Annotated in this window: 14 protein-coding genes and 4 pseudogenes; 4 read left to right on the top strand and 14 right to left on the bottom strand. The window is 47.0% G+C overall.

The genetic code is table 11. From position 1 onward, the window contains the following. Positions 1 to 21: 21 nt before the first annotated feature. From EAE92_RS13205 to EAE92_RS24620, 12 genes and pseudogenes are all read right to left on the bottom strand, one after another. Positions 22 to 315, bottom strand: a complete 294-nt coding sequence (locus tag EAE92_RS13205) for a hypothetical protein (RefSeq protein ID WP_214055381.1) — start codon at positions 313 to 315, stop codon at positions 22 to 24. Next, on the bottom strand, positions 315 to 593 hold the full coding sequence (locus EAE92_RS25215; protein ID WP_271859754.1) for a hypothetical protein: 279 nt from the start codon (positions 591 to 593) through the stop codon (positions 315 to 317). Before EAE92_RS25215 ends, EAE92_RS13205 begins: the two co-directional genes overlap by 1 nt. Before the next feature lie 114 nt (positions 594 to 707). Continuing rightward, a pseudogene (locus EAE92_RS25400) lies at positions 708 to 824 on the bottom strand (RHS repeat-associated core domain-containing protein); the annotation flags it as partial. Between the two features lie 81 nt (positions 825 to 905). Further along, positions 906 to 1,334: a hypothetical protein gene (locus EAE92_RS13195; protein ID WP_112896996.1), complete on the bottom strand. Its 429-nt coding sequence runs from the start codon at positions 1,332 to 1,334 to the stop codon at positions 906 to 908. Then, positions 1,331 to 2,125 carry an RHS repeat domain-containing protein gene (locus EAE92_RS24630; RefSeq protein WP_246545184.1) on the bottom strand — a complete coding sequence of 265 codons (795 nt, stop codon included), beginning with the start codon at positions 2,123 to 2,125 and terminating at the stop codon, positions 1,331 to 1,333. The genes EAE92_RS13195 and EAE92_RS24630 overlap by 4 nt, the downstream gene beginning before the upstream one ends. A gap of 45 nt (positions 2,126 to 2,170) precedes the next feature. Further along, on the bottom strand, positions 2,171 to 2,437 hold the full coding sequence (locus tag EAE92_RS13185) for a hypothetical protein (protein ID WP_036812022.1): 267 nt from the start codon (positions 2,435 to 2,437) through the stop codon (positions 2,171 to 2,173). Between the two features lie 404 nt (positions 2,438 to 2,841). After that, positions 2,842 to 3,345 (bottom strand): annotated as a pseudogene (locus EAE92_RS13180) (RHS repeat domain-containing protein); the annotation flags it as partial. Between the two features lie 120 nt (positions 3,346 to 3,465). Continuing rightward, positions 3,466 to 3,969 (bottom strand): SMI1/KNR4 family protein, encoded by a 504-nt coding sequence (locus tag EAE92_RS13175; RefSeq protein WP_214068409.1) that lies wholly within the window; start codon positions 3,967 to 3,969, stop codon positions 3,466 to 3,468. Between the two features lie 18 nt (positions 3,970 to 3,987). Further along, a pseudogene (locus tag EAE92_RS13170) lies at positions 3,988 to 4,563 on the bottom strand (RHS repeat-associated core domain-containing protein); the annotation flags it as partial. 165 nt (positions 4,564 to 4,728) lie between these two features. Then, positions 4,729 to 4,956 carry a hypothetical protein gene (locus EAE92_RS13165; protein WP_112896949.1) on the bottom strand — a complete coding sequence of 76 codons (228 nt, stop codon included), beginning with the start codon at positions 4,954 to 4,956 and terminating at the stop codon, positions 4,729 to 4,731. Positions 4,957 to 4,960: 4 nt separating this feature from the next. Continuing rightward, positions 4,961 to 9,016 (bottom strand): RHS repeat-associated core domain-containing protein, encoded by a 4,056-nt coding sequence (locus tag EAE92_RS13160; protein WP_339959381.1) that lies wholly within the window; start codon positions 9,014 to 9,016, stop codon positions 4,961 to 4,963. Next, positions 8,943 to 9,470: a hypothetical protein gene (locus tag EAE92_RS24620; protein ID WP_246545193.1), complete on the bottom strand. Its 528-nt coding sequence runs from the start codon at positions 9,468 to 9,470 to the stop codon at positions 8,943 to 8,945. The genes EAE92_RS13160 and EAE92_RS24620 overlap by 74 nt, the downstream gene beginning before the upstream one ends. A gap of 2,006 nt (positions 9,471 to 11,476) precedes the next feature. On the opposite strand from EAE92_RS24620, the gene EAE92_RS13155 reads away from it, so the two are divergent. Beyond that, positions 11,477 to 11,770, top strand: coding sequence for an LCI fold-containing protein (locus EAE92_RS13155; protein WP_214068408.1), 294 nt, complete (start codon positions 11,477 to 11,479; stop codon positions 11,768 to 11,770). A gap of 326 nt (positions 11,771 to 12,096) precedes the next feature. Here the strand turns inward: EAE92_RS13155 and EAE92_RS13150 are convergent, their stop codons facing one another. Next, positions 12,097 to 22,017 (bottom strand): non-ribosomal peptide synthetase, encoded by a 9,921-nt coding sequence (locus tag EAE92_RS13150; RefSeq protein ID WP_214068407.1) that lies wholly within the window; start codon positions 22,015 to 22,017, stop codon positions 12,097 to 12,099. Between the two features lie 988 nt (positions 22,018 to 23,005). Continuing rightward, positions 23,006 to 24,331, bottom strand: coding sequence for an MFS transporter (locus EAE92_RS13145; RefSeq protein ID WP_214068406.1), 1,326 nt, complete (start codon positions 24,329 to 24,331; stop codon positions 23,006 to 23,008). A gap of 515 nt (positions 24,332 to 24,846) precedes the next feature. Here EAE92_RS13145 and EAE92_RS13140 point away from each other — a divergent pair. From EAE92_RS13140 to EAE92_RS13130, 3 genes and pseudogenes are all read left to right on the top strand, one after another. Further along, positions 24,847 to 25,107 (top strand): type II toxin-antitoxin system ParD family antitoxin, encoded by a 261-nt coding sequence (locus EAE92_RS13140; protein ID WP_229000702.1) that lies wholly within the window; start codon positions 24,847 to 24,849, stop codon positions 25,105 to 25,107. After that, the gene (locus tag EAE92_RS13135; RefSeq protein WP_105395352.1) at positions 25,097 to 25,396 is read left to right on the top strand and encodes a type II toxin-antitoxin system RelE/ParE family toxin; all 300 of its coding nucleotides are present in this window, start codon (positions 25,097 to 25,099) and stop codon (positions 25,394 to 25,396) included. Before EAE92_RS13140 ends, EAE92_RS13135 begins: the two co-directional genes overlap by 11 nt. A 172-nt stretch (positions 25,397 to 25,568) precedes the next feature. Then, positions 25,569 to 25,652: pseudogene (locus tag EAE92_RS13130) on the top strand (IS1595 family transposase); the annotation flags it as partial. Positions 25,653 to 25,736: the final 84 nt, after the last annotated feature.

Below are 25,736 nucleotides of genomic sequence, written 5' to 3'. Positions count from 1 at the left end.
CCGGCTATTAAATTTCATCAACTATAATTTATGCATTGCTGATTGAATCTTTTCTTCTAACTCAGATAAATTTTTTGCTGAACCTAAATAAACAGGACTTTCCCAGTTAAAATCTTTAATTAATGCCAAGTTAAACTGTCCATTAATTTCGAATGAGGGTCTCCAGCCAATGTCTAAAAGATATCCATTAGGAAATTCTACCTGCAACATATCTTCTTTTAATTCATCAAGTTGATTCTCAAGTGGAATATCATCACTAATAGAAAAATCATTAAAAACGATCACCCCACTTTTTTCTGAAAAATCAATGTTCATTATTTTGTCAGTTTCCTAAATTCATTGAGAGATATTGGATGTCCGTGAATAGTACCGCCGCTATATTCAACTCTTATCCATTGACTTGGTTTACCTTCACTAGCCCCGATAATTTCTCCCATATCTTGAACTTTCCAAGGCTTACCATTTGTAACTGGTTGCCCAGTTTTATAAACAGAACGCTCTAATGCTTCGATGTTAATTTCTGGTTTATATTTTGCTGGTCCAGATTTCGTTGATTTGACTATATCGTTCCAAGAAGCATTTTTGGGAGGCACATGTTTGTATCCATGATTTGTCCAATTAGGTTCCTTAGCGCCCGGACATGGAGTTAACCCGAATGGATCAATCCAGTTCGCCGGATTATGCACGTAACTGTAAGGACTTACGCCCCCCCTTAAGTTCAAAGGATCTGTCGATAAGTACTGTCCCGTTTCCCTGTCGTAATAACGGTGCCGGTTATAAAATAACCCGCTTTCCTCATCCTCATACTGCCCACAGAATCGCAGGCCAGATTCCGTCCTTTATTGAGTGTCGAGAAGAACAGGGCCGGAGGATCACGAGGATCCTTCCGGTTATTCATATCTAACTCAGTGATTACTGTTTTTATAAGAAATAGATATGTATGACATACCTGATCTAGTATCTGCTATAGACTCAATACTTCCCCATGGAAAATAAAGTTTCTCTGATGAACCAAATAGTGATTTTAATAAATAATCATTAATTAATTTATTTCTCATTTGGTTTTCATTGGTAAATACATTGATTTTGTTTTCTATCTCCTTATCGAACGGAAGCAATTCAATATAAATGAGAAACTCATCCTGAAAAACAGCACTGACAATATAATTTACATTTAAAAACAATATATTATCAATAGAATAACGGACTCTATTTCCAAAAATATAAATTTCTTCTGGATTAAGCTCTGATGTTTTTTCTAGAAAAATATCTTTTTTAATTAATGGATTAATTATTATTCCATTTAAGTTCACATTACCATTAGCGTATATCATTTTAACTTCACCGAATATAAAGGTTCTAAAATCCCATCGTACTTTTCAATGACTATTTGAGGTAACCCACCGGAACCAGCATGAGGGTTAGCTCTCACTATACCAAAGGCAGCAGGTGTATCTTCCAGAACTCTATAGGCTGTCATACCTGGCCTATATCCGAAATCTTTATGAGGTATTACCTGTAATCCTTTAAACACACCTTCTTTAGAGTATCCGCTCCTCTCAACCGCTCTAATGGTTGTGTAGAAACTTCCTTGGCCTGGTGCACCTGCCATCAATATTGTGCCTTTCTTGACTGTGATATCTCGGAAACGATCAACGCCGGGATAATCGCCTTGCCCTTGCCAGCTTCTAGCAAAGTCTGATGGTGATTGAGATTCAGCCCCCGGACACCCAGCCAGTCCCAGCGGATCAATCCAATTGACCGGATCATGGACATACCCGTACGGGTTAAATCCGCCACTAAGATTCAGAGGATCTGTCGATAAGTACTGGCCTGTTTCATTATCGTAATATCTAAAGCGATTATAGCATAAACCACTCTCAGAGTCCGAATATTGCCCACAAAACAGTAGGTTATACGTCAGGTTGCGCGGGTCATTGACCGTCAGCACCGGCCAGCGTTCCGGCTCGCCCCAGGTGAGTAACCGGCCGGCCCATATCAGCTCCCCGTCCTCGGTCAGAATTTCCCGCACGGTTCCCTGGTGATCGCTCACCACATAGTATAGCTGGCCTTTTTCAAACCGGGCCGAAGGGGTCAGGGCGCCCGGCTCATACAGCCAGTGCATTCGCCACGGTAGATCACCAGTAAGGCCGGAAGATCTTCCGTTTTTTTATAGACTATGATCTAAAAAATTAATTGCATCTTTTACTACACTTTCTAAAAGTTTTTCCTCCATTGGAGAGAAATCACCATATTGAGCCATAGCTTGACATGTAGATAATTCTTTTACTATTTGCCTTATGCTATCCTGTTCATTATTTAATTTTATGATTTCATCATAACGTTTAATAAAAAAGTAAGCAGTCTCTCCTTTTCCACTTTTGATTAATTCCACAGAGATGGTTTGTAGAGAATTTAGTAAGTTTGCTAATGTCATCACTAAGGAACTCCTGTTGTTTTTTGAACCCATGTTTTAGGTAAGTTTGTTACAACCGCTTGATATCCACTACCAAGATAACCAGAACCCTGTGCGGCGGCAGGTCCTTCACTTACCCACGTACCTCTAGGGACTTTAAATTCTGATATCTTAGTTATATTTACTCCCCAATCATGACGAATAGCTAAGTCTTGGCGCAATACATCTTCAGAAGAGTATTTCTTATTTGTTAACCATGAGAATTTTCTTCCTGTTCTATTATTTATTCCATGATATTTATAAAAAACTTCATCTCCAGTTAACTGTCTATTTTTATAAATTCCATCTTTAAAGGTTTCTGCAATATTCTTTGGTAATTCAGGACCTTGATGAGAAAAAGATTTATTTTCTGACGATGATTTGGAATCAGATATTGGACATCCCGCCAATCCCAGAGGATCAATCCAGTTCGCCGGATTATGCACGTAACTGTAAGGACTTACGCCCCCCCTTAAGTTCAAAGGGTCTGTCGATAAGTACTGGCCTGTTTCATTATCGTAATATCTAAAGCGATTATAGCATAAACCACTCTCCGAGTCCTCATATTGCCCACAAAACAGTAGGTTACACGTCAGGTTGCGCGGGTCATTGACCGTCAGCACCGGCCAGCGTTCCGGCTCGCCCCAGGTGAGTAACCGGCCCGCCCATATCAGCTCCCCGGCCTCGGTCAAGATTTCCCGCACGGTCCCCTGGTGGTCACTCACCACATAGTACAGCTGGCCTTTTTCAAACCGGGCCGAAGGGGTCAGGGCGCCCGGCTCATACAGCCAGTGAATGCTCTGTTCATACCCGACAGTGCCATCCGCATATACCGGCGTCTCTTCAATCAGCTGCTCCCCGCTCCACAGGTAATCATAGCCGATTATCGCGGTCGGTTTCACCGGTTGTCCGGTGTCATCTGTCTCCTTCCGCTTGCTAATCCGTCGCCCGAAGGCATCATAGCGATACTCCTGATGGTGGCCGTCTAGGATAAATTTTTAATGGTATCCTTATAATTTTTTACCTTTACTTTCTACTAAGCGGATAAACCACTCATTAAAAGATATGAAGTCAGCTTCTTCTATCCAAAACTCAGGGGGAATATCAGGGTAATATATTGAATAATTATCATTGGACTGATTTTCTGTCCAAAAACCTCCAAAATAGCCAAATTTTGGAATTGAAGTGGTTAACAATAAATTAGGGTATAGATCATCACCAAAATTATAAAATACACTCTTAGAGAAATTTTTAACATCTAAGGGAGATAAAATTTCTATCCCAGAATCAATGTCGGTAGAAAAAATATCAACAGTTCCCACATTTATTAAAAAACATTTATATTGTTCAGGCAATTTAATTTTCGTATCTGACTCAAATTGATATAGTTCAGCATCTGAAAACAATTTTAACCGAGTAAATGAATACTTTTCTGAATTACCAATATTGATAACTTCTCCATTACTGCTATTAATCCATAAATTCATTTGATTATAAGCGTCTACAATATTCACAACTTGCTCCTATGAATCTCATAAATACCAAAGTTTTCCACCAGTTTTTTGATAAGGCATATGGGTACGAAGGGCGGAATCCTGACCATGAATTGTTCCTGTATGTGGATGTTGAACTGGGATAATATTCCACCATTCATTAGAACCACCATTTTTAATAGGAATAACATGATGGGGAGTTGCTCTTTTACCATTAGCTTGTGTTGGCCAAGTAATTCCTGTTTGGTTTTCCCATTCTTTTATTATTTTAGATTCATTATCATTGAAATACTCTCTCATTTTCTTATTAAGAGCACTTGATCTTTCTTTTACAACCGCGAGCTTATCTTCGATCATTCCTTTCTGTCGATCACTTATTTTAGCTAGAGACCATTTATCAACATCATCCAATATTTGCTTCATTGGACACCCTGCCATCCCCAACGGATCAATCCAATTGACCGGATCATGGACATAGCTGTACGGGTTAAATCCACCTGCTAATCCTATTGGGTCGGCACAGAGATATTGCCCGATCTCGTTATCGTAATACCTAAAACGATTATAGTATAGCCCGCTTTCCTCGTCTTCATACTGACCGGCGAATCGCAGGTTGATACGCGCTTTAGCTGTTAATGGCGAAGAAGCGTATCAGGTTAAGGATGCGATTTCTAAGCTTTAATCCGCTCTGGCTACTGTGGATATTCGCCAAGATAGATCATAAGGAGGCCGGAAGATCACACGGATCTTTTCGGCTTATATAAAACTAATCACTTAAGGTTAAGGGCCATAAAAGTAAATTAACGTATCAAAAATATCTCTATCCTCTTTCGTTAACTCCCTTTTTTCCATTTCGCTATATTTATAGAGTATTGCTTTCATAGGAATAGGACGGTCTGCCATTTTTGCAATTTCCATTAGTACATCGAGATCATTTTCGTTTATCAAAGTTCGTTTAAGCACCTGATAAAGCATTATTTCTGCATCTTCTCTTTTTAGTATGTCCATGATATTACTCCGGTAAAATTTTAACTGAATCAAAATGAATGATCTGATTGTCAGCATGCAATTGAACAGCTCCGCCTTTTCCATATTGTGGGTATGCTTCTGCAAAAGGTTCTAATTTAGTTGGATGGGAGTTACCTTCCCATTTAGGTACAAAAGCTGTCGGTTTGCCATCTTTGTATAGTTGTAGAGTATCAAAAGTACCTCTAAGACGCGCATCACTCCATTCAGGGGCTATTTGGAAAGCGTCTCTTGCTTCACTACCAGAAGAATGTTTCTTAAATCCAAACCAAGAAACGGGTGCTGATTTATTTTCTATCGTTGGATCGACAAATTTGTTAATAGAACCGTCAGCTTCTTTATATTTCATATGGCGATATCCTGTGGATGGCAATGTTGCACTTGGCCCAGCTGGTCCAACATAAAAATCAGGTTTAGCCCCCGGACACCCCGTCAACCCCAGAGGATCAACCCAATTGACCGGATCATGGACATAGCAGTACGGGTTAAATCCGCCACTAAGATTCAGCGGATCTGCCGATAAGTACTGGCCTGTTTCACTCTCGTAATAACGGTGCCGATTATAAAATAAACCGCTCTCCGTGTCTTCATATTGGCCGACAAATCTTAGGTTGCAGGTCAGGTTGCGCGGGTCATTGACCGTCAGCACCGGCCAGCGTTCCGGCTCGCCCCAGGTGAGTAATCGCCCGGCCCATATCAGCTCCCCTTCCTCGGTCAAAATTTCCCGCACCGTTCCCTGATGGTCGCTCACCACATAATATAGCTGGCCCTGTTGATAGCGAGCCGAAGGGGTCAGGGCGCCCGGCTCATACAGCCAGTGAATGCTCTGTTCATACCCGACAGTGCCATCCGCATATACCGGCGTCTCTTCAATCAGCTGCTCCCCGCTCCACAGGTAATCATAGCCGATTATCGCGGTCGGTTTCACCGGTTGTCCGGTGTCGTCTGTCTCCTTCCGCTTGCTAATCCGTCGCCCGAAGGCGTCATAACCATAGCGCCAGCGCGTTCCTTCCGGGCTGATAAACCCCGTCAGCCGGTCGTGCGCGTCCCAGCGGTAGCGCCAGGTCCGCGGCCGGTAGCCCCGGCGCTGTTCGGTTTTCTCTGTCCGCCGCCCGTTTTCATCGTAGCGATACGTGCAGGCGCCGTGCTGAATCACCCGCCCCGCCTGCTGGGTGTGGTAGCTCTGGCGCAGGTCTTCACTGAGCCGTTCCGGCACCCGTTTTTGGTAATGCAGGTGCTGGCCGGCGTCGTACACAAACAGTTCATCACAGGCCCGCATTCCGCCAAACTGGGCGGTCACCACCTGGTCATTCACATTGTAGCCGTAGCGCGTCTCGTCCCAGCGGGTGTCTTCCAGGCAGGCCACGTTGTAGGCCGGGGTGTAATGCCAGTGGCGGGTCACCGCGCTGCCCCGCGGCGGGAAATGCGGGTCGGCCTCGTACAGCGTCTGCTTGAACCAGTCGGAGCTGCGCCCGGCAGTCTGATGGGCCAGCAGCCCGACTGGAGTGTAAGCGTGTGACTGGATAAAACCGGCGGCGCTTTCCCGCGCGATTTCCCGGCCCAGCCCGTCATGCTGCATCTGCAACGGGGCATGGCCGTCAAGCTGCCACTGCATCAGCCGGCCGTTGAGGCCGTAGTACCAACTGACCGCGGGCTGGGTGTCCGCCTGGTATCCGGCGGGTAAGCCGCTCATCGGGTCCCACTGATGGCTGACGGCGCGTCCGTTAATGGTCTCCCGGGTCAGGCGGCCGGCTTCATCGTATTCAAACGCCACCACCGCGTCCGGGTTAGCGGCCCGGACCAGTCGTCCCTGCGCGTCGTGGTCGTAGGTGGTGACTGAGTGTAAGGTGCACCGGTCATCCTCTTCCTGCCACGCTTCCTGGTGGGTAACGCGGTCGTCGTCGGTGTAGCGCCAGCGCAGCAGCTGGTGACTGGGGTAACGGGCAGTCAGGCGGCGTCCGGCGGCATCATACTGATAATGAATCGTCCGGCCGGTAAAATCGGTTTCGCTCATCACCCGGCCGGCCGGGTCACGGGTGTAGCGATACGTTTCACCGGTTTCATTGGTCACGGTTTTCAGGCGGGTCAGCCGGTCGTAGCCAAAGGTCAGGGCCGCGCCATCCGGGCGGGTGAGGCGGCTGAGCCGGTCAAAGGCGTCATAGGTATAGCGGGTGGTCCGGCCTTCCCCGTCGGTGACTGCCGAGACCCGGCGCTCGCTGTCGTAGTCAATGGTCTGCCGGATGCCATCCGGTAGCTGAATCTCGCTGACGCTGCCCGCCGGGCTGGCATGAAACGGGCTGTGGTGATAGTCGGTCTGCTGATGTAACGCGTCAGTGACCCGCAGCAGCCGGCCCAGGCCGTCGGTGTCAAACCGGGTCAGGGCGCCGTCCGGGGCCCGAATTTCACTGAGCTGCTGCCGCTCATAGCCGTAGCGCCAGGCGCGGCCGTCGGGCAGGACCTGGCGCAGGATTTCCCCGCGCGGGCCGTAACGGGTCTCTTCCACCCGCCCCTGGGGGTCGATAACGGAGGCCAGGTTGCCCTGTTCGTTGTAATGCAGTCGCCAGCGCCCCCCATCCGGCTGAGTGACCTGGGTAAGCTGGCCGTATTCATTGTAATCGTAAGCGGTGAGGTCCCCGGTGGATGACAGCAGGCCGGTCAGCTCGCCGTAAGGGCTGTACTCATACGCGGTGGTCCGGCCCAGCGGGTCGGTTTCAGCGGTTTTGCAACTGAAATCCCATTCAGTCCGGGTTTCATGGCCGAGCGGGTCCACCAGGCGGGTCACCAGGCCGTCGGGGTTATAGTGGTAACGGGTACAGCCGCCTTCGGCATCGAAATAGGTGGTGATGTGATGGTCATCATCATATTCAAAACGGTCCTGCCAGTATCCCTGCGGGGTGGTGGTGGCCGTCACCCGGCCCGCGTTGTCATAGTGCACGGTGACATCGGTTTTATCGGTGTCGTGCCAGCGGGTCATGTTTCCTTGTGGAGTGTATTCGTGCCACAGGTGGTGAAACTGAAAGGTATCACATTCTGCCAGATACCCGGGATTATCATAGCGGCAGGTCACCAGCCGCTGGCGCTGTTCCGTGCGCAGCCAGTCAATGGCCGTGAGCCGCTGGCGCTCGTAGTGCAGCGCCAGGGTCGTCGTGTCGGCATGGACCAGGCGGGTCAGGCGGTGGTGTTTATCGTAATGAAAAACGGTCTGATTGCCGTTGCGGTCCTCTATCAGGGACAGGCGGCGTTTATCCCCCTGGACCTCGGCAAAGCTCAGTATCTGCTGAGTACGGCGGTTGAACAGGCGCAGCTCGCCGTCGCGCCGGCCGTAGAGCAGATAATGCCCGGCATGGAGGTTGACCGAGAAGACGTTTTCCGTCGGGGTATGGAAGGTGTAAATCACCCCCTCGCCATCAGTGAAATGGGTTTCCTCGCCGTCGCGGCGCAGGTGCTGCGACCAGTCGTCGGCCCATTTGGGGCCGAACAGCCCGGACAGGGCGGCGGTGGAGCGGTAAGTCCGGTTCAGGGTCAGCGGCAGCACTCCCGGCAGGGCCAGCACCGGCCAGACCTGGAGGAAGTCGCCGGTCGCCACGTCTACCGGCTCGCCGGCTTTGCTACAGAGCTGACTGTCACAGCCGGTTTTTTTCACCGACGGGGCGGGTTCCGCCCCGGATTTGGCTTTGCCGCCGTTGTCTTTCCGGCCCCGTGGCAGCGGGAGCAGGCCGGCAATGGCGACCAGCCAGCGCAGGTCTTTGTTGCTGGCGGTCAGGATAGTCAGGGCGTCACCGGTTTGTGTAGTGATGGCAATCGAGGCGGCGGCGCTGTTGATATTGGCGTCACAGGCGGTGCGGTGGCCCAGCCGGGCAATCGGCCTGCCGTTGGCAAACACCGTTTTCGCCCCTTCGGCAATCACCACCGGGCCGGGGTGGTCGCCGCACATAATTTTGTCCCCCTGACGGGCCACCGGCCGGCCTTCAAAAAAGACATCCGGCGACCCTTCGACAATCTGGCCCTTGTTCGCCCCGTACTGCCCGAGCGCCGCGCCCACGGACGAGACCAGTCCGCCGACAAAACCGCCCGCCAGTCCGACCGCCGCCCAGCGCCCCCCATAACCCGGCGCTTTTGTTCTGGTGGGCAATCGCGTCCCCGAGCCGGGCCGGGGCCTGGCCTTCGGTGGCGATGGTGCGCTGGCCCCAAAGCGACATCACGCCATGCGTGAGGCTTTCGCCGATATCACTGCCTATCTGCGCCCCCAGCTTCCCGGCGGCCACCCCGGCGACCAGCGGAAGGACGGCGGGGGCGCCGCCCACTGCAACGGTATACGTCATCGCCGCCGCCAGCGAATGACGCTGAAAATCCTCACTTTCCAGATAACTCAGCACCGTATCGGCAGAAGAGCTGCCTTCGGTCGGCGGCGGGGAATTCCCCGCTGAGGTCGTCTCTGGTCTGGTTGCACGCTGCGCGGCGCCGGCCCCCAGCCAGGCCATCATCAAGACACTCATGACCCCTCCCGGACATTAAAGTTCACACTCAGACGGGGCTGAAGTTTGGATTGATTTTTTTGGCATGACATCACGCTTCCCTTATCATTTCTGAGGGTTGACAACGCACGGCACAGTTGGCCGGCAGTGTTCATTGCGGCGTGTAGTGATAAGCTACCCAAAGGCTAAAGCGCCTCGGGTGAAAGTACATCAAACGATGAAAGCGCTGGCAGTCTGTGGCTGACAGTTTTATTGATAACCTGTATGAACAGGCAACGTCGGGGATATTCCATTGCGGCTTGAAAGTATCGTGAAGATAACTCATAAGTCGTTTTATGTGTTTAATACCCAGCCAAAAACATATAACAAAAAATTCAGGTTGTCCCGTCCGTTTAGGTGATGACCATTTGATTAACTTAATAAATGTGACATAAATCGCAAATCCTTTAACCCGCTACGTTCACCCAACATCCGAATTTTATTCAATGGAAGCAATGATAAAACCTGAGGCTTCCCACAAGTAATCCTAAAAAAGCCAAGCGCAGCAACCTGACATGGCCATTAAACTCTTTTTTATCGCATTTTGCTACAATCCGGCGGGGTTTTAACGCTGTTTTTACTGTCTTTGATTTTTCGTTTTAGTGTTTTTTATTGACTTCGACCTGTTAAGATTCACTCAGATTAAATCATGTGCTTTGTCGTTTTTTATGTGATTTGAAAGCAAAGCGTGACAGAAATTTTCACTCATTCAGGTAAAGGTGAGAGACGTTTTATCTGCATATGATAAAACCGTCGTTAAAAAGCCGTTTAGGGTCTGTCAGTGTCGTTTTAACATCGGGAAAAAATAGTCAGTGTGTGATGAAAAAACAGGTGAAAACTTTAATCATTAACGGTGAAAATAAGTGATTAAGGCTTTTTAAAACAGGTAAAAAATTCGCTGCTATATTGATATTGGCAGAGAAAACATCAGGAAAAACCGGTCTTGAATTGATTAACACAGTGACCGCGTTAATCCAATAATAAGAGTAAAAACCTTTAACCGGATTAAGCTAATGTGCTTAAATAAGCGGTTTTGCATGGGTTGTAAAGCGTTTATGAAAAGCAGTGACAGTCATTAAAGAAAATCGATACCCCTTGAGGTTGATAAGATTAACCGGATTAAACATAACGAAATAATCAGGCATTAAATTTAAATATTATTAGCCTCTCGGTTATCTGCTCGGGTTTTAACGTTGAAGAGTGAAATACAGGGAAAAGAGAAAATTTAAACATCAGTTTAATGAAAACAAGGACGTTAACTATGTATCAGGAAACGAAAAAACATGAGGTTGATAAAAACCACGCAATGAAAACCCGCTTTTGCTTTAAAAAAACAAAAAAATGGAATGATAATTGTTTTACCGACGCCATCCCTTTTAACATGGTTAACTTTCTCTTTTTACTTTATATTTTCTGTTGTTAACGATAGCAAACGATTTTTTATCGGTAATTAATTAAGCTGAGGATTTAAAAATTAGGTCTCCCATTAATGCCAGTTTTTTAAAAGCTAGCGCACACGGGCTTGGAGTTATTTTCACGAAGATTTCTCGTATTTTGAGACAATTTTTTTAATATACATTCGGTCAATATAATCACTAAAGGTTTCAAAAGAAAATACACAATCTGAATTCATACAAATATGAAATTCAGGTTGTTTAATTGTACCTTTTGAAAACTGTCTAATCGACAGTGGATCTTAATATTTCCGGAGGAGTTTTTGCAAATAATAAGTTAAATTTACAATCTAAAATAAAAATACAATAATATTTTAAAACTTCAATATAATCAATGTGATAGTTTAGAATGCATTATTACATATAAATTTATATTACTTAGAAAATACTTTACTATTTTATAAAACAAACCCTAATATTACCAAGATTAAAATAAATATTTTTTAGGTTGAAAATTTTGACAAATTTTATAAAAGCGATACACTTAATGTGCAAGTTACAAAATCATGAAAATTAATTAAAGAGGATATTTTTATGTTCAAGAAATTATTGGTAGTTGGAGCATTAGTATCAGGTATTGCATTAACTGGAGGAATTGGGGTTGCATCAGCAAACGTAGATATTAATTGGAACAACTGTTATAATTCACCTATATCATATAACGATAGCACGCGTATATATACTAAATATGAGGTTAAAAATGGTGGTCAATCTTCTTTTTCTAATAAAAAAACAGAGAATGGGATTACATGGTACTTTAAAGGTATAAAAAAATTAGATCATTGTGGTTCAAATTATCATGTTGGCAAATATGAAGGTAGAAGATAATAAAACTCTGCCGAGAAGCCTCTAATGAGTCTTCCAGACCGCTGACAAACCTCGTTAAAAATAACGAGGTTTTTGCTTTTATCATGAATAATAATATTTACTACATTCAAGATATTGATTGCCGTACATTACGTTGCAATTATCATGTAAAACCACATCAGATTTAAATAAAATAATAACAACAACAAAATATTGACTCAATAAATCATATAAGAATTATCACTTACTTTATTTTGTTTTAAAATAAAAATAATCCGGTATAAAAAATATATACCGGATTATCATATCAAAATTAAATTATTTAAAACGCCTGACTATATCAGTAATTACACTACCTCCTTTGCAAAACCGATTTCCAGCGCCCTATTCAAAGCCTGAGCTAAAGCGGCTTTATTCTCATCATCTTCCAATAAACTAAAATGGTCACCCGGTATCGCAATCAGTTTAAGCGAAGTATCAGCTATTATCTGCACCCAACCTAGCGATGGATCGATATTTAAAGGCTCTGACTTTTTATCCGTCACAAAAGAAATAGACGGGTAAGGTTCCATCGCATAAAACTGATGCAACGTTACCGCTAATGCTTGTGGCTCATAATCTTTGACTATTTGATCATAATGCTCTATCTGTTCCCAACGTTTTGCCATTAAGTCAGCACTCAGATTAACGGGATATAACGCCAGTTCCTGCGCCGCTGCAATAAATTGCACCAAATTCAACTCATCGATTCGCTGATGCAACTCAGCAATCTCTTCAGCGTGTTCTTCCCCTAATTGCCTGACCAATTCAGCAAAGAATTGATGTTTTGGTTGCGCTACCTGCTCACCAAAGCAATGAGGAGCAAGCGTGTCAATCAGCCCCAGGAAATTAACTCGCTCGCCAGCACTCAAAAGCTGTTGGGCAATGGCATAAGCCAATATTCCACCAGAAGAGTAACCACCTATTCGATATGGGCCTACCGGTTGCACAGCTTTCATCAAGAAGATCATTCTGGCAGCCTGTTCTTCCATCGTTGACATCGGTTCTTCACTGATGGAAGGCCAAGGCAGCGCATAAATCGGGTAGTTCGACGGAATATGTTGAGCCAACCCGAAAGCATAGGAGTAATCACCCATACCACTGGGCACAAAGAACAGCGGCAGCTCTGTTCCATTAAGTCGTACCGGTATGGCGCTATTTTGCGGCTGAGACAGTAAATCTGAGGTGATTTTTGCAGCCAGTTCAGCCAGCACCGGGAATTGGAACAAGGTATTCAATGTGCAAACCATCCCTCGACCAGCGGCAATATTTATCATTCGCATAGCAAGCAGCGAGTGGCCGCCCAATGCGAAGAAGTTGTCATGGCGGCTGACCTGCTCAATACCCAGTAACTCACCCCAAATAGCCGCCAGAGTTGTCTCAGTTTCCCCTTGCGGCTCTTCATAGATCTGACGGGAAAAATCTTCCTCCCGCGGCGCCGGTAATGCCCGGCGATCTAGCTTGCCGTTCGGGGTTTGCGGGAAGGTATCCAGACGCACAAACGCTGACGGCACCATATAATCTGGCAAAATGGCGCTCAGATGAGCACGCAAACTGCTCGTCAAACCTTCATTCGCCTCTGCTACCACATAAGCGACCAAATGTTTGTCTCGACCATCCTCCCACACCGACACCGCCGCCTCTTGCACTGCCGGGTGTTCCAACAACCGGATTTCAATCTCCCCTAACTCAATTCGGAAGCCGCGAATTTTTACCTGCTCGTCGTTACGGCCCAGAAATTCTAGATGACCGTCCGGTAAGTAACGGGCCAAATCCCCTGTGCGATACATCCGCGCACCGGATACCGGGCTAAAGGGATCAGCTATAAAACGTTCCGCACTCAATTCCGGCTGGTTAAGATAACCCCGTGCTACACCGACGCCGCCAATATACATTTCACCAACGCAACCTAATGGGACGGGTTGACCATATCTGTTCAGTAGGTAGACGCAGGTATTTTTAAGCGGTCGACCGATAGAACTATCATCAGCCAAGGATAATATCTCCTTACAGGTCGCCGTCACGGTATTCTCCGTCGGGCCATAGGCGTTCAACAGTCGAGGTCGATGGGTTTCCCGCGCAAACCAGTCCTGAATAGCGCTCTTTTTAACCGCTTCACCGCCAATAATGATGAATCTGAGACAATCCGGTAGCGGTAATGGATTGTCTCTGGCAATCAGTTCAGACCAGAATAGCGCCGGCAGCGACATTACCGTGATACGGTTCTGCCAGGCCAAGGCAATAAATTCCTGCATCGAAGTCAGCCAGCGATCATCACGCATGACCAATGTGGCGCCATTACATAATGACAAGCAGCACTCTTCTACTGAAACGTCAAACGCAAAAGAGGCGAATTGTAACAGCCGGTCTTGCGCAGTCACCGCATAGGTTTCATTAAAACCGAGATGACGCTGATACACCGCCTGATGTTCTATCATTACCCCTTTCGGCTGCCCGGTTGAGCCGGAAGTATAGATAACATAAGCCAGATGTTGTGGCGTCAACCCGATTACCTGTGGGTTACTGTCCGGCTGATCTGGCAGGGCATTCAAATCAAGTACCGTCAGCCCGGCTAGTGCCTGTTCGCCAAGCGCCGTCCGGCCAGCTTCATCAACCAGTACCACTGACGGGGCCGTATCATCCAAAATATACGCCAGACGTTCTCCCGGATAAGCCGGGTCCAGCGGCACATAAGCCCCGCCCGCTTTCAGCACCGCCAATAACGCCGCCACTATCGCCGGTGAACGCGCCATGCAAATCGCTACTCTTTGATCCGGTACGACGCCTAATGTAATCAGTTGATGGGCAAGACGGTTGGCGCGAGCATTTAATTCGGCATAGCTGAAACTTTGCTCTTCATAGACTAACGCAGTCGCCTCCGGGGTTTTCTCTACCTGTCGCTCAAACAGTTGGTGAACACATAATGGGTCAGGATACGGGTTTTCCGTGGTATTCCAGGTTTCCAGTAATAATGCACGTTCCGTTTCAGGCAGGATGTTCAGCGCCCGTACCGGTGTTTCCGGGGCCTGTTCAAGGGCTTCCGCCAGACTTTCCAGCGCCTGCTGCATATAATCGCATAGTCTCTCTGGCGCAAACGGCTGCACCACCAGAGCGGTTAGCCCCAACGAGGAACCACCATCCTCCACCGACAACCCAAATGGATAGTTAGTCCGCTCCTGTCCGTCCAGAAATTCAACGCCTGTGATGATGTCGTCCGACATTGCCGATAAAGCATTATGTCGGTAGTTGAACAGAGCGCTAAAGAGCGGCGTACCGCTGGCAATACCACTGCACCGCTGGGCCAGCGCCAGTGAAGCATGCTCATGCTCCAGCAATCCGGCCAGTCGCAAATGTACCGCACGCACGCTGTCCTGTATCGGGGTATCATCGATATCCAATCGCAACGGCAGGGTATTCATAAACAGCCCCATGCCATTGTCTGCCCCCTCTCCCGCTTCCATGCGCCCAAACAGAACTGTGCCAAACACCACTTTCTCTTGGCCACTGGTATGCGACAGTACCTGTGCCCAAGCCAGATGACACAACGCCGCCAGACTGACCCCGAAACGCCGGGCCAAGCCGCGTAGACGATCATTCAGCTCAGGCGCCAGCATCCGGTGAAACTCCCTCATTTGAGAGCCGTCACGATGTACTTCCGCCAGCCCGAATGGGAATGTTGGTTCATCCACCTCCGCCAACATGTCGGTAAAGAAACGGGTATGCGCGGTCTGATTCCCCTTTAACCGAGTCTGAGCAACCAGATTGCGGAAAGGAACCGGCGCAGGCAAGCTATCCCCCTGCCCGGTAAAATAGGCCCGCACTTCACGGTGCATCACTTCCAGCGTTTCATGGTCGCCAATCAAGTGATGCTGCAATTCCAGTAAGAACCAGCGGCCATCGGTTTCCTGAGTGATGACAAAATGCAATAACGGCGCCTGACTCAAATTAAGGCGATAGCGCCCCGGATCAAAACGCCGGGTTAACTGGTCAATGACTGGGCCGTCAGCCGGGTCTAACGTCAGTTCCGTCACAGGCAACCGTGCCTGACGCCAGACCACCTGCGCCGGAACTGATAATCCTTGCCAGATAAAAGCCGTACGCAGGATGTCATGGCGATCAATCGCCTGTTGTACCGCCGCCAGATAACGGTCCAATAGCGAGCGATTCTCAAAGATCACCGGATAGAGCAACAGATACGGGTCGCCTTCCTGTTCCAACAGGTGATGGAACAGGATACCGTCCTGCAACGGCGACAAGGCATAGATATCCTGAATATTAGCCACTCCACCCGGCACCTGCCCGACAATGCGATCAATATCAGTCTGAGTCAGATCAATCAGCGGCAGCATTTCCGGCGTCAGCGTCGTAGTGGCCGGGGTGATGACATTAGGCGGCACCACGACAGCCTGATGCTGTCCCAATGTCTGGGCCAAGTCTGACAACACCGGAAATTGGAACAGAGCCCGCGCCGTCAGAGTCAACCCCAAGTGACGCAGGCGTTCAATCATGCGTACAGCGAGCAATGAATGGCCGCCCAACACAAAGAAGCTGTCATATCGGCTAATCTGCTCAATACCCAATAACTCACTCCAAATAGCAGCCAGGGAGATCTCAGCTTCCCCTTGCGGCGCTTCATAGGCCTGACGGGCAAAATCCTCTTCCCGCGGCGCCGGTAATGCCCGGCGATCTAGCTTGCCGTTCGGCGTCTGCGGGAAAGCATCCAGACGAACAAAGGCCACCGGAACCATATAATCAGGAAAAATGGCACTCAAGTATTCACGCAAATCAGCAGCTAATCTCTCATGCGCTTCCGCTGCCACATAGGCGACCAGCCGTTTGTGTTGCCCGTCATCCAATGCCAGCACCGCAGCCTCTCGTACCGCCGAGTGCTCTATCAACCGGGCTTCAATCTCCCCTAGTTCGATCCGGAAGCCCCGAATTTTTACCTGCTCGTCGTTACGCCCCAAGAATTCCAGCTCGCCATCCGGCAGGTAGCGGGCCAAATCGCCGGTACGATACATTCGCGCACCGAATACCGGACTAAAGGGATCGGCTATAAAACGTTCCGCGCTCAATTCCGGCTGGTTAAGATAACTCCGCGCGACACCCACGCCGCCAATATACATTTCACCAACGCAGCCTAATGGGACGGGTTGACCGTATTTGTCTAGCAGGTAAATGCGGGTATTTTTAACCGGCCGACCGATAGAACGATCATCTGTCGGGAATAATATCTCCTTACAGGTCGCCGTCACGGTATTTTCCGTCGGGCCATAGGCGTTCAATAACCGAGGTCGGTGGATTTCCTGCGTAAACCAATCCTGAACGGCGCTCTTTTTCACTGCCTCACCCCCAATGATGATGAGTCTGAGGCAATCCGGTAACGATAATCCATTACCTCTGGCAACCAGTTCGGACCAAAATAACGCCGGCAGAGACATCACCGTGATACGGTTTTGCCAGGCTAAGGTAATAAATTCCTGCATAGAAGTTAGCCAACGCTCATCACGCATCACTAACGTGGCGCCATTACACAATGACAAGCAGCATTCCTCTACTGAAACATCAAACGCAAAAGAGGCAAATTGTAATAACCGGTCTTGCGCGGTGACGGCATAAGTGTCATTAAATCCCAGATGACGTTGATACAGCGCCTGATGTTCTATCAGCACCCCTTTCGGCTGCCCGGTTGAACCGGAGGTATAGATGACGTAAGCCAGATGTCGCGGCGTCAATTCGGCTACCTGTGGGTTACTGTCCGGCTGGTCCGGCAGAATATTCGGGTTAAATACCGTCAGCCCGGCCAGTGCCCGTTCGCCAAGCGCCGCCCGGCCAGCTTCATCAACCAATACCACTGATGGAGCCGTATCATTCAGGATATACGCCAGACGTTCTCCAGGATAAGTCGGGTCTAGCGGCACATAAGCCCCGCCCGCTTTCAACACCGCCAACAAAGCCGCCACTACCGCCGGTGAACGCGCCATGCAAATCACCACCCGCTGATCCGGTATCAGTCCCAATGCAATCAGTTGGTGGGCAAGGCGGTTGGCGCGAGCATTTAATTCGGCATAACTGAGAGCCTGCTCTTCATATATTAACGCGGTCGCCTCCGGGGTTTTCTCTACCTGTTGTTCAAATAGCTGGTGAATACATAATGGGTCAGGATAGACGGTTTCCGTAGTATTCAAGGTTTCCAGCAACAGCGTCCGTTCCGTTTCAGGCAGGACATTTAGCACCCGTATCGGCGTCTCCGGAGCCTGCTCAAGGGCTTCCGCCAGACTTTCCAGCGCCTGCTGCATATAACCGCATAGTCGATCTGGATCAAACGGTTGTACCACCTGAGCGGTCAATCCTAACGTAGAACCACCATCCTCTACCGACAAGCCAAATGGATAGTTGGTCCGTTCCTGTTCCCCCAGGAATTCAATCCCGGCCATTGTCTCATCCAGCGCCGGCAGTGGCTCATTATGGCGATAGTTGAACAGGGCGCTAAAGAGTGGACTCTCACCTTGTATCCCACTGCACCGCTGAGCCAGCGCCAGTGAAGCATGCTCATGCTCCAGTAATTCAGCCAATCGTAACTGAACCGCCATCACGCTATCCTGTACCGGGGTATCATCGATATCCAATCGCAACGGCAAGGTATTCATAAACAGCCCCATGCCATTGTCTGCCCCTTCCCCCGCCGCCATACGCCCAAACAGCACGGTGCCAAACACCACTTTCTCTTGCCCGCTGATACGCGACAACACTTGCGCCCAGGCCAGATGACACAGCGCCGCCAGACTGATGCCCAAGCGCCGGGCTTGACTGCGCAGGCGATCGTTTAATGAGGTGGTTAGCATCCGATAGGATTCCGTCATGCGAGATCCGTCACGATGCACCTCCGCCAGTCCGAATGGCAACGTTGGCTCATCCACCTTCGCCAACATGTCGGTAAAGAAACGGGTATGCTCTGCCTGACTCACCCCCAACCGGGACTGAGCCACCAGATTGCGGAAAGGGGCCGGCGTAGGCAGGCGCTCTTGCCGCCCGGCAAAATAGGCCCGCACTTCACGGTGCATCACTTCCATCGTTTTATGGTCGCCAATTAAGTGATGCTGCACTTCCAGTAAGAACCAACGACCATCAGTTTCCTGAGCGATAACAAAATGCAATAACGGCGCCTGCCCCAGATCAAGACGATACTGACTCGGATCAAAACGCTGGGTTAACTGGTCAATCACCGGGCCGTCAGCCGGGTCTAGCGTCAGCTCCGTCACGGGCAACCGCGCCCGGCGCAAGACCACTTGCGCCGGGGCTGACAATCCTTGCCAAATAAAAGCCGTCCGCAGGGTGTCATGACGATCAATCGCCTGTTGCACTGCCGCCAGATAACGGTCCAGCAGAGATCGGTTAGCAAAGACCACCGGATAGAGCAACAGATACGGGTCGCCTTCCTGTTCCAACAGATGGTGGAACAGAATACCGTCCTGCAACGGCGACAACGCATAGATATCCTGAATATTAGTCATCCCGCCCGGCGCCAGTTCAACGATGTGATCAATCTCATTTTGGGTCAGATCAATCAATGGCAACATCTCCGGCGTCAGCGCCGTGGTAGTGGGAGTGATGACGTTAGGCGGTATTATCACGGCCTGATGCTGTCCCAACGCTTGGGCCAACGCTGACAGCGCCGGTGACTGGAACAGATCACGCGCCGTTAGCGTCAATCCCAAGTGACGCAGACGTTCAATCATGCGTACAGCAAGCAGTGAATGGCCGCCTAACGCAAAGAAACTGTCATGCCGACTTATCTGCTCAATGCCCAATAATTCACGCCAGATAGCTACCAGGGCGATCTCAGCCTCCCCTTGCGGCGCCTCATAAATCTGACGGGCAAAATCTTCCTCTCTTGGCGCCGGTAATGCCCGACGATCCAGTTTGCCGCTCGGAGTCTGCGGGAAGGTATCCAGACGCACAAAAGCGACCGGAACCATATAGTCAGGTAAAGTCGTACTCAAGTATTCACGTAAATCAGCCGCCAATCTCTCGTGTGCTTCCGCCGCCACATAGGCGACCAGCCGTTTGTGCCGCCCATCATCCAGTGCCAGCACCGCCGCTTCTTGTACCGCCGGGTGTTCCACCAAACGGGTTTCAATTTCTCCCAACTCAACCCGGAAGCCACGGATTTTAACCTGTTCATCGTTACGGCCCAGGAATTCCAGATCACCGTCCGGCAGAAAGCGGGCCAGATCCCCGGAGCGATACATCCGCGCGTCGGATTCCGGGCTAAAGGGGTCCGGCAGAAAACGTTCCGCGCTCAATGCAGGTCGGTTGAGATAACCTCGCGCCACACCCACACCGCCAATGTACATTTCTCCAATGCCACCCAATGGAACCGGTTGACCTTCTCTATCCAACAGATAGATGCGGGAATTTTTAGTTGGCCGACCGATAGAACGGGCATCTTCCGGGGATAATAGCTCCTTATAAGTCACCGTCACGGTATTTTCCGTCGGACCATAACCGTTCAACAATCGGGGCCGGTGGATTTCCTGCTTAAACCAATCCTGAACGGCGTTCTTTTTTACCGCCTCACCACCAATCATGACGAGTCGAAGGCAATCCGGCAACGGTAATCCAGGCTCTCTGGCCGCCAGTTCAGACCAGAATAGAGTCGGCAGAGAAACGATCGTAATACGATGTTGCCGGGTTAAAGCAATAAATTCCTGTACCGAAGCCAGCCAGCTATCATCTCGGATAACCAGTGTGGCCCCATTGCATAATGTCGAGAAAAATTCCTCTACTGAAACATCAAACGCAAACGCGGCAAATTGCAACACCCGATCTTGTACGGTGACGACATAGGTGTCATTAATGCCCAGAAGACGTTGATAAATCGCCTGATGTTCTATCATCACCCCTTTCGGCTGCCCGGTTGAACCGGAGGTATAAATCACATAGGCCAGATGCTGTGGCGTCAACGCAGTCACCAATGGATTGCTGTCCGGTTGGTCAGGTAGGATATTCGGGTCAAGCACTGTTAACCCAGTCAGCGCGGCTTCACCCAACGCCGCCCGTCCGGCCGCATCAGCCAACACCACTGACGGGGCAGTATCATTTAGGATATACGCCAGACGTTCCTCCGGGTAAGTTGAATCCAGCGGCACATAGGCCCCGCCAGCTTTCAGCACTGCCAACAGCGCCACCACCATCGCCGGGGAGCGTGCTACACAGATCGCTACTCGCTGGTCCGGTACGACGCCCAATGCAATCAACTGGTGCGCCAGCCGGTTAGCGCCAGCATTTAATTCAGCATAACTGAGACTCTGCCCTTGATACTCTAACGCCGCGGCCTCTGGAGCTTGCTCTACCTGTTGCTCAAATAACTGATGAATACATAACGGGTCAGGATAAGGGATTTCAGTGGCGTTCCAAGTTTCCAGTAATAATGTACGTTCAACCTCAGGCAACAAATTAAGCTGCCCGACGGGAATTTCATCCCCCATCCTTTTCGAAGCCGCCAGCACCTGTAAGTGCTCACTCATCCGTAAAACAACTTCCGTGCTCAGACGGTTTTCATCATAGATCCAGCGAAAACCGCCCTGTTCATTTATCTGGAAGGTCAACAATTCGCCGGATACCTTCTTATCACGCGGCCTATCATCCTTTATCAACGAGACAGCGACTCGCCACGGCCGACTGGTTGCCAACGCCGGGATAGCCTGCAATGAAGGAGAGCAAGAGAAGAGATCGCAACTAAATGTACCGTGCCGCGCCAACCGGGACAGCTCGTCATCAACCCAGCCAGCTACCTCACGCCAAGGCTTATCAAGCGCTACCTCAACGGCCATAGGCACCACCGTCGCCAGATTTGCCGACCCATCTTTTACCTCATCTACGCGCCAACCGATTTGGAATGCGGTCTGCTGAGTCAGACGCGCAAGGTAAATGACAAAAGTCTGCAACAACATTCGCAATGGCTCCTCTTCACCATTTTTTGGTAGAGGGGACTGCCAGGCGCTCATTGTCCATCTAGGTTCTGTTTGTTCTCCGGCGGTTTCGAAAGGTAACTGGAGGGGTTGCAAAGCAGCAAGACGCTCATACCAAAATAATTCACTGGGTGTGAGTCTCTCAAGGATATTCTTTGTATTTCGAGTCTGTTGTGAAACGTCATTTGCGGCGGTCATATTTTCTGACGTCTGAGTTTTAAACGCACTTCCCACTTTAGTAATGTTATTTTTCATCTACTACCTCAATGAATCTGTTAGAAATTTGAAAACCGTCATTCCCGACAGTCATCACTAATGTTTCTCTCCTACTTCTTGCCCAAAAATAAAAATAGACACATCTGCTATCCATCCAAGAGACTCAGATACCGGATGCCACAGCTCAATTAATTGACTGCAATTTTTGTTGACTGACGCTGAATTCTATAATTAAAAACTTAATCATTAACTGTATTTATTATCCATAATTACCCAATAACCTTTATATTTTATCCATTTCAAATTAATACCTAATTAGAACCATTTCAAAAAATCAAGTATTCTTAAAGACAAAACAGACCAAATTATATTCAATCATCAAGATATTACTTTGACAATCACCTATAAAACAGTCTCTATTACAATAATAAAAATATATACTAATTCCAAATCCAGCTATTCAGTAGGCATGAAATAATTTTATGTATTCAATCATATCAAAATATAACGCCAAGCTAAAAATAATTCATAAAAAATTATTTTTCAACAATAAGACAATACCTATAACGAATATACCACAAATAGATAAATATAGATTATATTTAATTTAATTATATATGCCGCGTAATAATCAGAACATGAAAAAATACAAATGTTATTATATCAACAACCACCAAGAAATAATTTCAAATTAAAATAAATTAAATTTTCATTGCTTTATAATAATACACAACGCAATCTATATACTAATCAATAATATTTACTATCGCACAAATAAAATACTCTACCATTTAAATAATTTAACTTTAATCCACTCTATATCTCATTCAAATTTTAAATATAAAAATAACTTTTTCACCACATACATTTATAATTAAACACCTACATTAAATCATTTATTAAAATCATAAAAAACAATGACAGCATTAATTTAAACTTCATTATTAATACTATTTAAAAAAATAACATGGATATCAACACTAGCTATTTTTAATATATTAATCAGTTGTTATTTTTATAAAATTATCTATTTATGCCTTCTATAACTCACATCCTTAAATGTTAATGATAAAGCAGCTATAATAGCTGGAATGGATAAAATGGCAAAAATCGTGCTATGACTTAATTCAAGCTTGATCAGTTCTGCGCCAAATAAGATACCGAAAATCCCACCGAATCTTCCAAACCCTAACATCCAGGCAACACCCGTCGCTCTACAATGAGTAGGATAAAACTGTGCTGAGATTGCGCCCATCGACGCCTGAGCGCCATTCATCGTTATCCCGGCAAGAAATATAAGAATACTCAATAATAATACATTTTCTTCCTGACCAATAAAAAAGACCAACACACCAGCCAGGGCATAATTAGTTGCAACCACTTTATGAGGATTAATTCGATCCATTAACCAACCGGAAAAGACCGTACTAATTACGCCGCCCAAAGGAAATAATCCTGTCAGTGTTGCCGCCATGCTAATACTAAAACCGGAATCGTTCATTAAAAATGGCATCCAACTTGTCAGAACATAAAAAACCAATGCCCCCATGCAATAGGTTATCCATAACATTGTCGTCCCAACTAAGAATCGATTAGATAAAACCGTTTTAATTGACGATTTATATATAACTTCTTCTCCATCAAAAGTAAATTTGTTTATATCACTTAAAGTATCGCCGGTCATTTTAGACATAATTCGTCTTATATTATTATCCTCTGAACCCCCTTTCAAAACCAAATATCTAAGTGATTCAGGTAATAGAAAAAAGAGAAATAGCGATAGCAACAACGGCAGAATACCCCCTAAAATCAAAACTCCCTGCCAGCCAAAATGTGGAATAATCCATGCGGAAATTACCCCACCTACCGCGGCACCGAGAGGAAAACCACAAAAAACAATATTTATTAACAAAGATCGCCGATTCTCTGGTGCATATTCAGATATTAAAGTTATTGCATTTGACATTGCCGCACCAAGACCTAGCCCAGTCAAAAAACGCAAAATAGTTAATGTCTGTATTGAATCTGCGACAGCGGTGGCAAGACTCAATAGACCAAAAACAGTGACGGATATTGTCAGCACTGACCTTCGACCAAACCGATCGGCAAGTGGACCGGCAAAAATCGACCCCAACGATAACCCAACAAGAGCGGCGCTCATAGCCGGCCCAAGAGCGGCGCCGTCTACTTTAAAATCATTAACCACGACTGGCGCAATATACCCCATTAATACCGTATCAAAACCATCAATAACAACAATTAAGAAACATAAAATTAATACTTGCCATTGAACCTTCGAAAATTTTTGATTATTAATAACATGTTGAATACTGACTGTTTTAGTGCTATCCATCTTAAATCACCAATATTAAAAAATTCATTATTCTTAATTATAAAGATAAATTATCTGTTTAATAATAGAGGTGAAGAAAATTTATTGTCAATATTTCCTGCGTTAACTTTATTAACATCCATATTATCACCATGAAAAACATATTTGACGTTATTATTTTAAATTTATAACATTTTCCTGAAACATTTCCATTGACTGACAGCCACATCTCTAATTTAAAATTTCTATCCTCTATCCTCTATCCTCTATCCTCTATCCTCTATCCTCTATCCTCTATCCTCTGTCCTCTGTCCTCTGTCCTCTGTCCTCTGAATCACATTAATAATAACGAAAACATCTAATAACCTATCCCATTTTTGAGAATTCATGAATTCCTAATCAATTGTTTTAATTTCTCTTTTATGATTTTTCCACTTGCATTTCTGGGTAATGAACGTCCTACGTGACGAAATACTTTCGAAGTGTAAGAATATGTCTTACACTATAGAATATTAGTTATCTGAATGAGGTGTATTATGGTATCGCGTACAATGACAGTAGATACCGGCGAAGAATTACGTGGTTTTGTAGAAAGCCTAGTCGAATCAGGTTATTACAAAACTAATAGTGAAGTCGTTCGGGAAGGATTACGGTTATTACAGGAAAAACAAGCTGAGTCCAAACTGGAAGCTCTTCGTCAGCTAATTGATGACGGTGATAACAGTGGCGAAGTTGTAGCGTGGGATCTCAATACTTTCCTTACACGTATGAAAAATAAAACACACAATGTCCAGTAAAACATTTTTTCTAAAGCCTAAAGCTGAACAGGACTTAGAAGCTATTTTTGAATACAGTTATCAAGAATTTGGCCTGGAAAAAGCGTATCAATATATCAAGAATATCGACAGGGCTTTTCATACACTTGCTGAAGCTCCCGGGCTGGCCCGGAATTACAACCATGTTCGACTTGGGCTAAAGGCATTCCCGGTTGCTTCACACATTATCTTTTTTCGCTTAATGGCAAATGGGATCACTATTGTAAGAGTCTTACATCAATCTATGGATTATCAACGGCACATGGAATGAATACTGAGGTTTCGCAAAAACCAGCCTAACAGGAAGGGGGAATATCAGGATCTCTAATGATCGGATTTTGAAAATCACTTAATGCGTGCTGAACATTTGGCATTGGCATTTTGATCGCCATAGTTAAATATAGGGACTGTCCTAGATAAGTCATTTGATCTAGGATATCCAAATGAGAAAAATTCGGATTAGCCAATACAAGCAAAAATGTCTTCAGCAGCTCCTTGTGGCAGGAGCCACAGCGCACACTGCGGCAGGAAGGTATCTTAGTAATGTAATGCAACCTGTGGCGAAATTATCAGGTACAATCACGTAAAAATGCCTCACACACCGAGAAGAA

The organism is Photorhabdus hainanensis (assembly GCF_018448965.1).
In the GTDB taxonomy this organism is placed as follows: Bacteria; Pseudomonadota; Gammaproteobacteria; order Enterobacterales; family Enterobacteriaceae; genus Photorhabdus; species Photorhabdus akhurstii.
This window is presented reverse-complemented; position numbering and strand designations above follow the sequence as displayed.

Bases quoted from the DNA above. Each gene is read 5' to 3' on its own strand.
- EAE92_RS13205 (WP_214055381.1), bottom strand. From the start codon at position 315: ATGAACATTGATTTTTCAGAAAAAAGTGGGGTGATCGTTTTTAATGAT.
- EAE92_RS13195 (WP_112896996.1), bottom strand. From the start codon at position 1,334: ATGATATACGCTAATGGTAATGTGAACTTAAATGGAATAATAATTAAT.
- EAE92_RS24630 (WP_246545184.1), bottom strand. From the start codon at position 2,125: ATGCACTGGCTGTATGAGCCGGGCGCCCTGACCCCTTCGGCCCGGTTT.
- EAE92_RS13185 (WP_036812022.1), bottom strand. From the start codon at position 2,437: ATGACATTAGCAAACTTACTAAATTCTCTACAAACCATCTCTGTGGAA.
- EAE92_RS13165 (WP_112896949.1), bottom strand. From the start codon at position 4,956: ATGGACATACTAAAAAGAGAAGATGCAGAAATAATGCTTTATCAGGTG.
- EAE92_RS24620 (WP_246545193.1), bottom strand. From the start codon at position 9,470: ATGAGTGTCTTGATGATGGCCTGGCTGGGGGCCGGCGCCGCGCAGCGT.
- EAE92_RS13155 (WP_214068408.1), top strand. From the start codon at position 11,477: ATGTTCAAGAAATTATTGGTAGTTGGAGCATTAGTATCAGGTATTGCA.
- EAE92_RS13150 (WP_214068407.1), bottom strand. From the start codon at position 22,017: ATGAAAAATAACATTACTAAAGTGGGAAGTGCGTTTAAAACTCAGACG.
- EAE92_RS13145 (WP_214068406.1), bottom strand. From the start codon at position 24,331: ATGGATAGCACTAAAACAGTCAGTATTCAACATGTTATTAATAATCAA.
- EAE92_RS13140 (WP_229000702.1), top strand. From the start codon at position 24,847: ATGGTATCGCGTACAATGACAGTAGATACCGGCGAAGAATTACGTGGT.
- EAE92_RS13135 (WP_105395352.1), top strand. From the start codon at position 25,097: ATGTCCAGTAAAACATTTTTTCTAAAGCCTAAAGCTGAACAGGACTTA.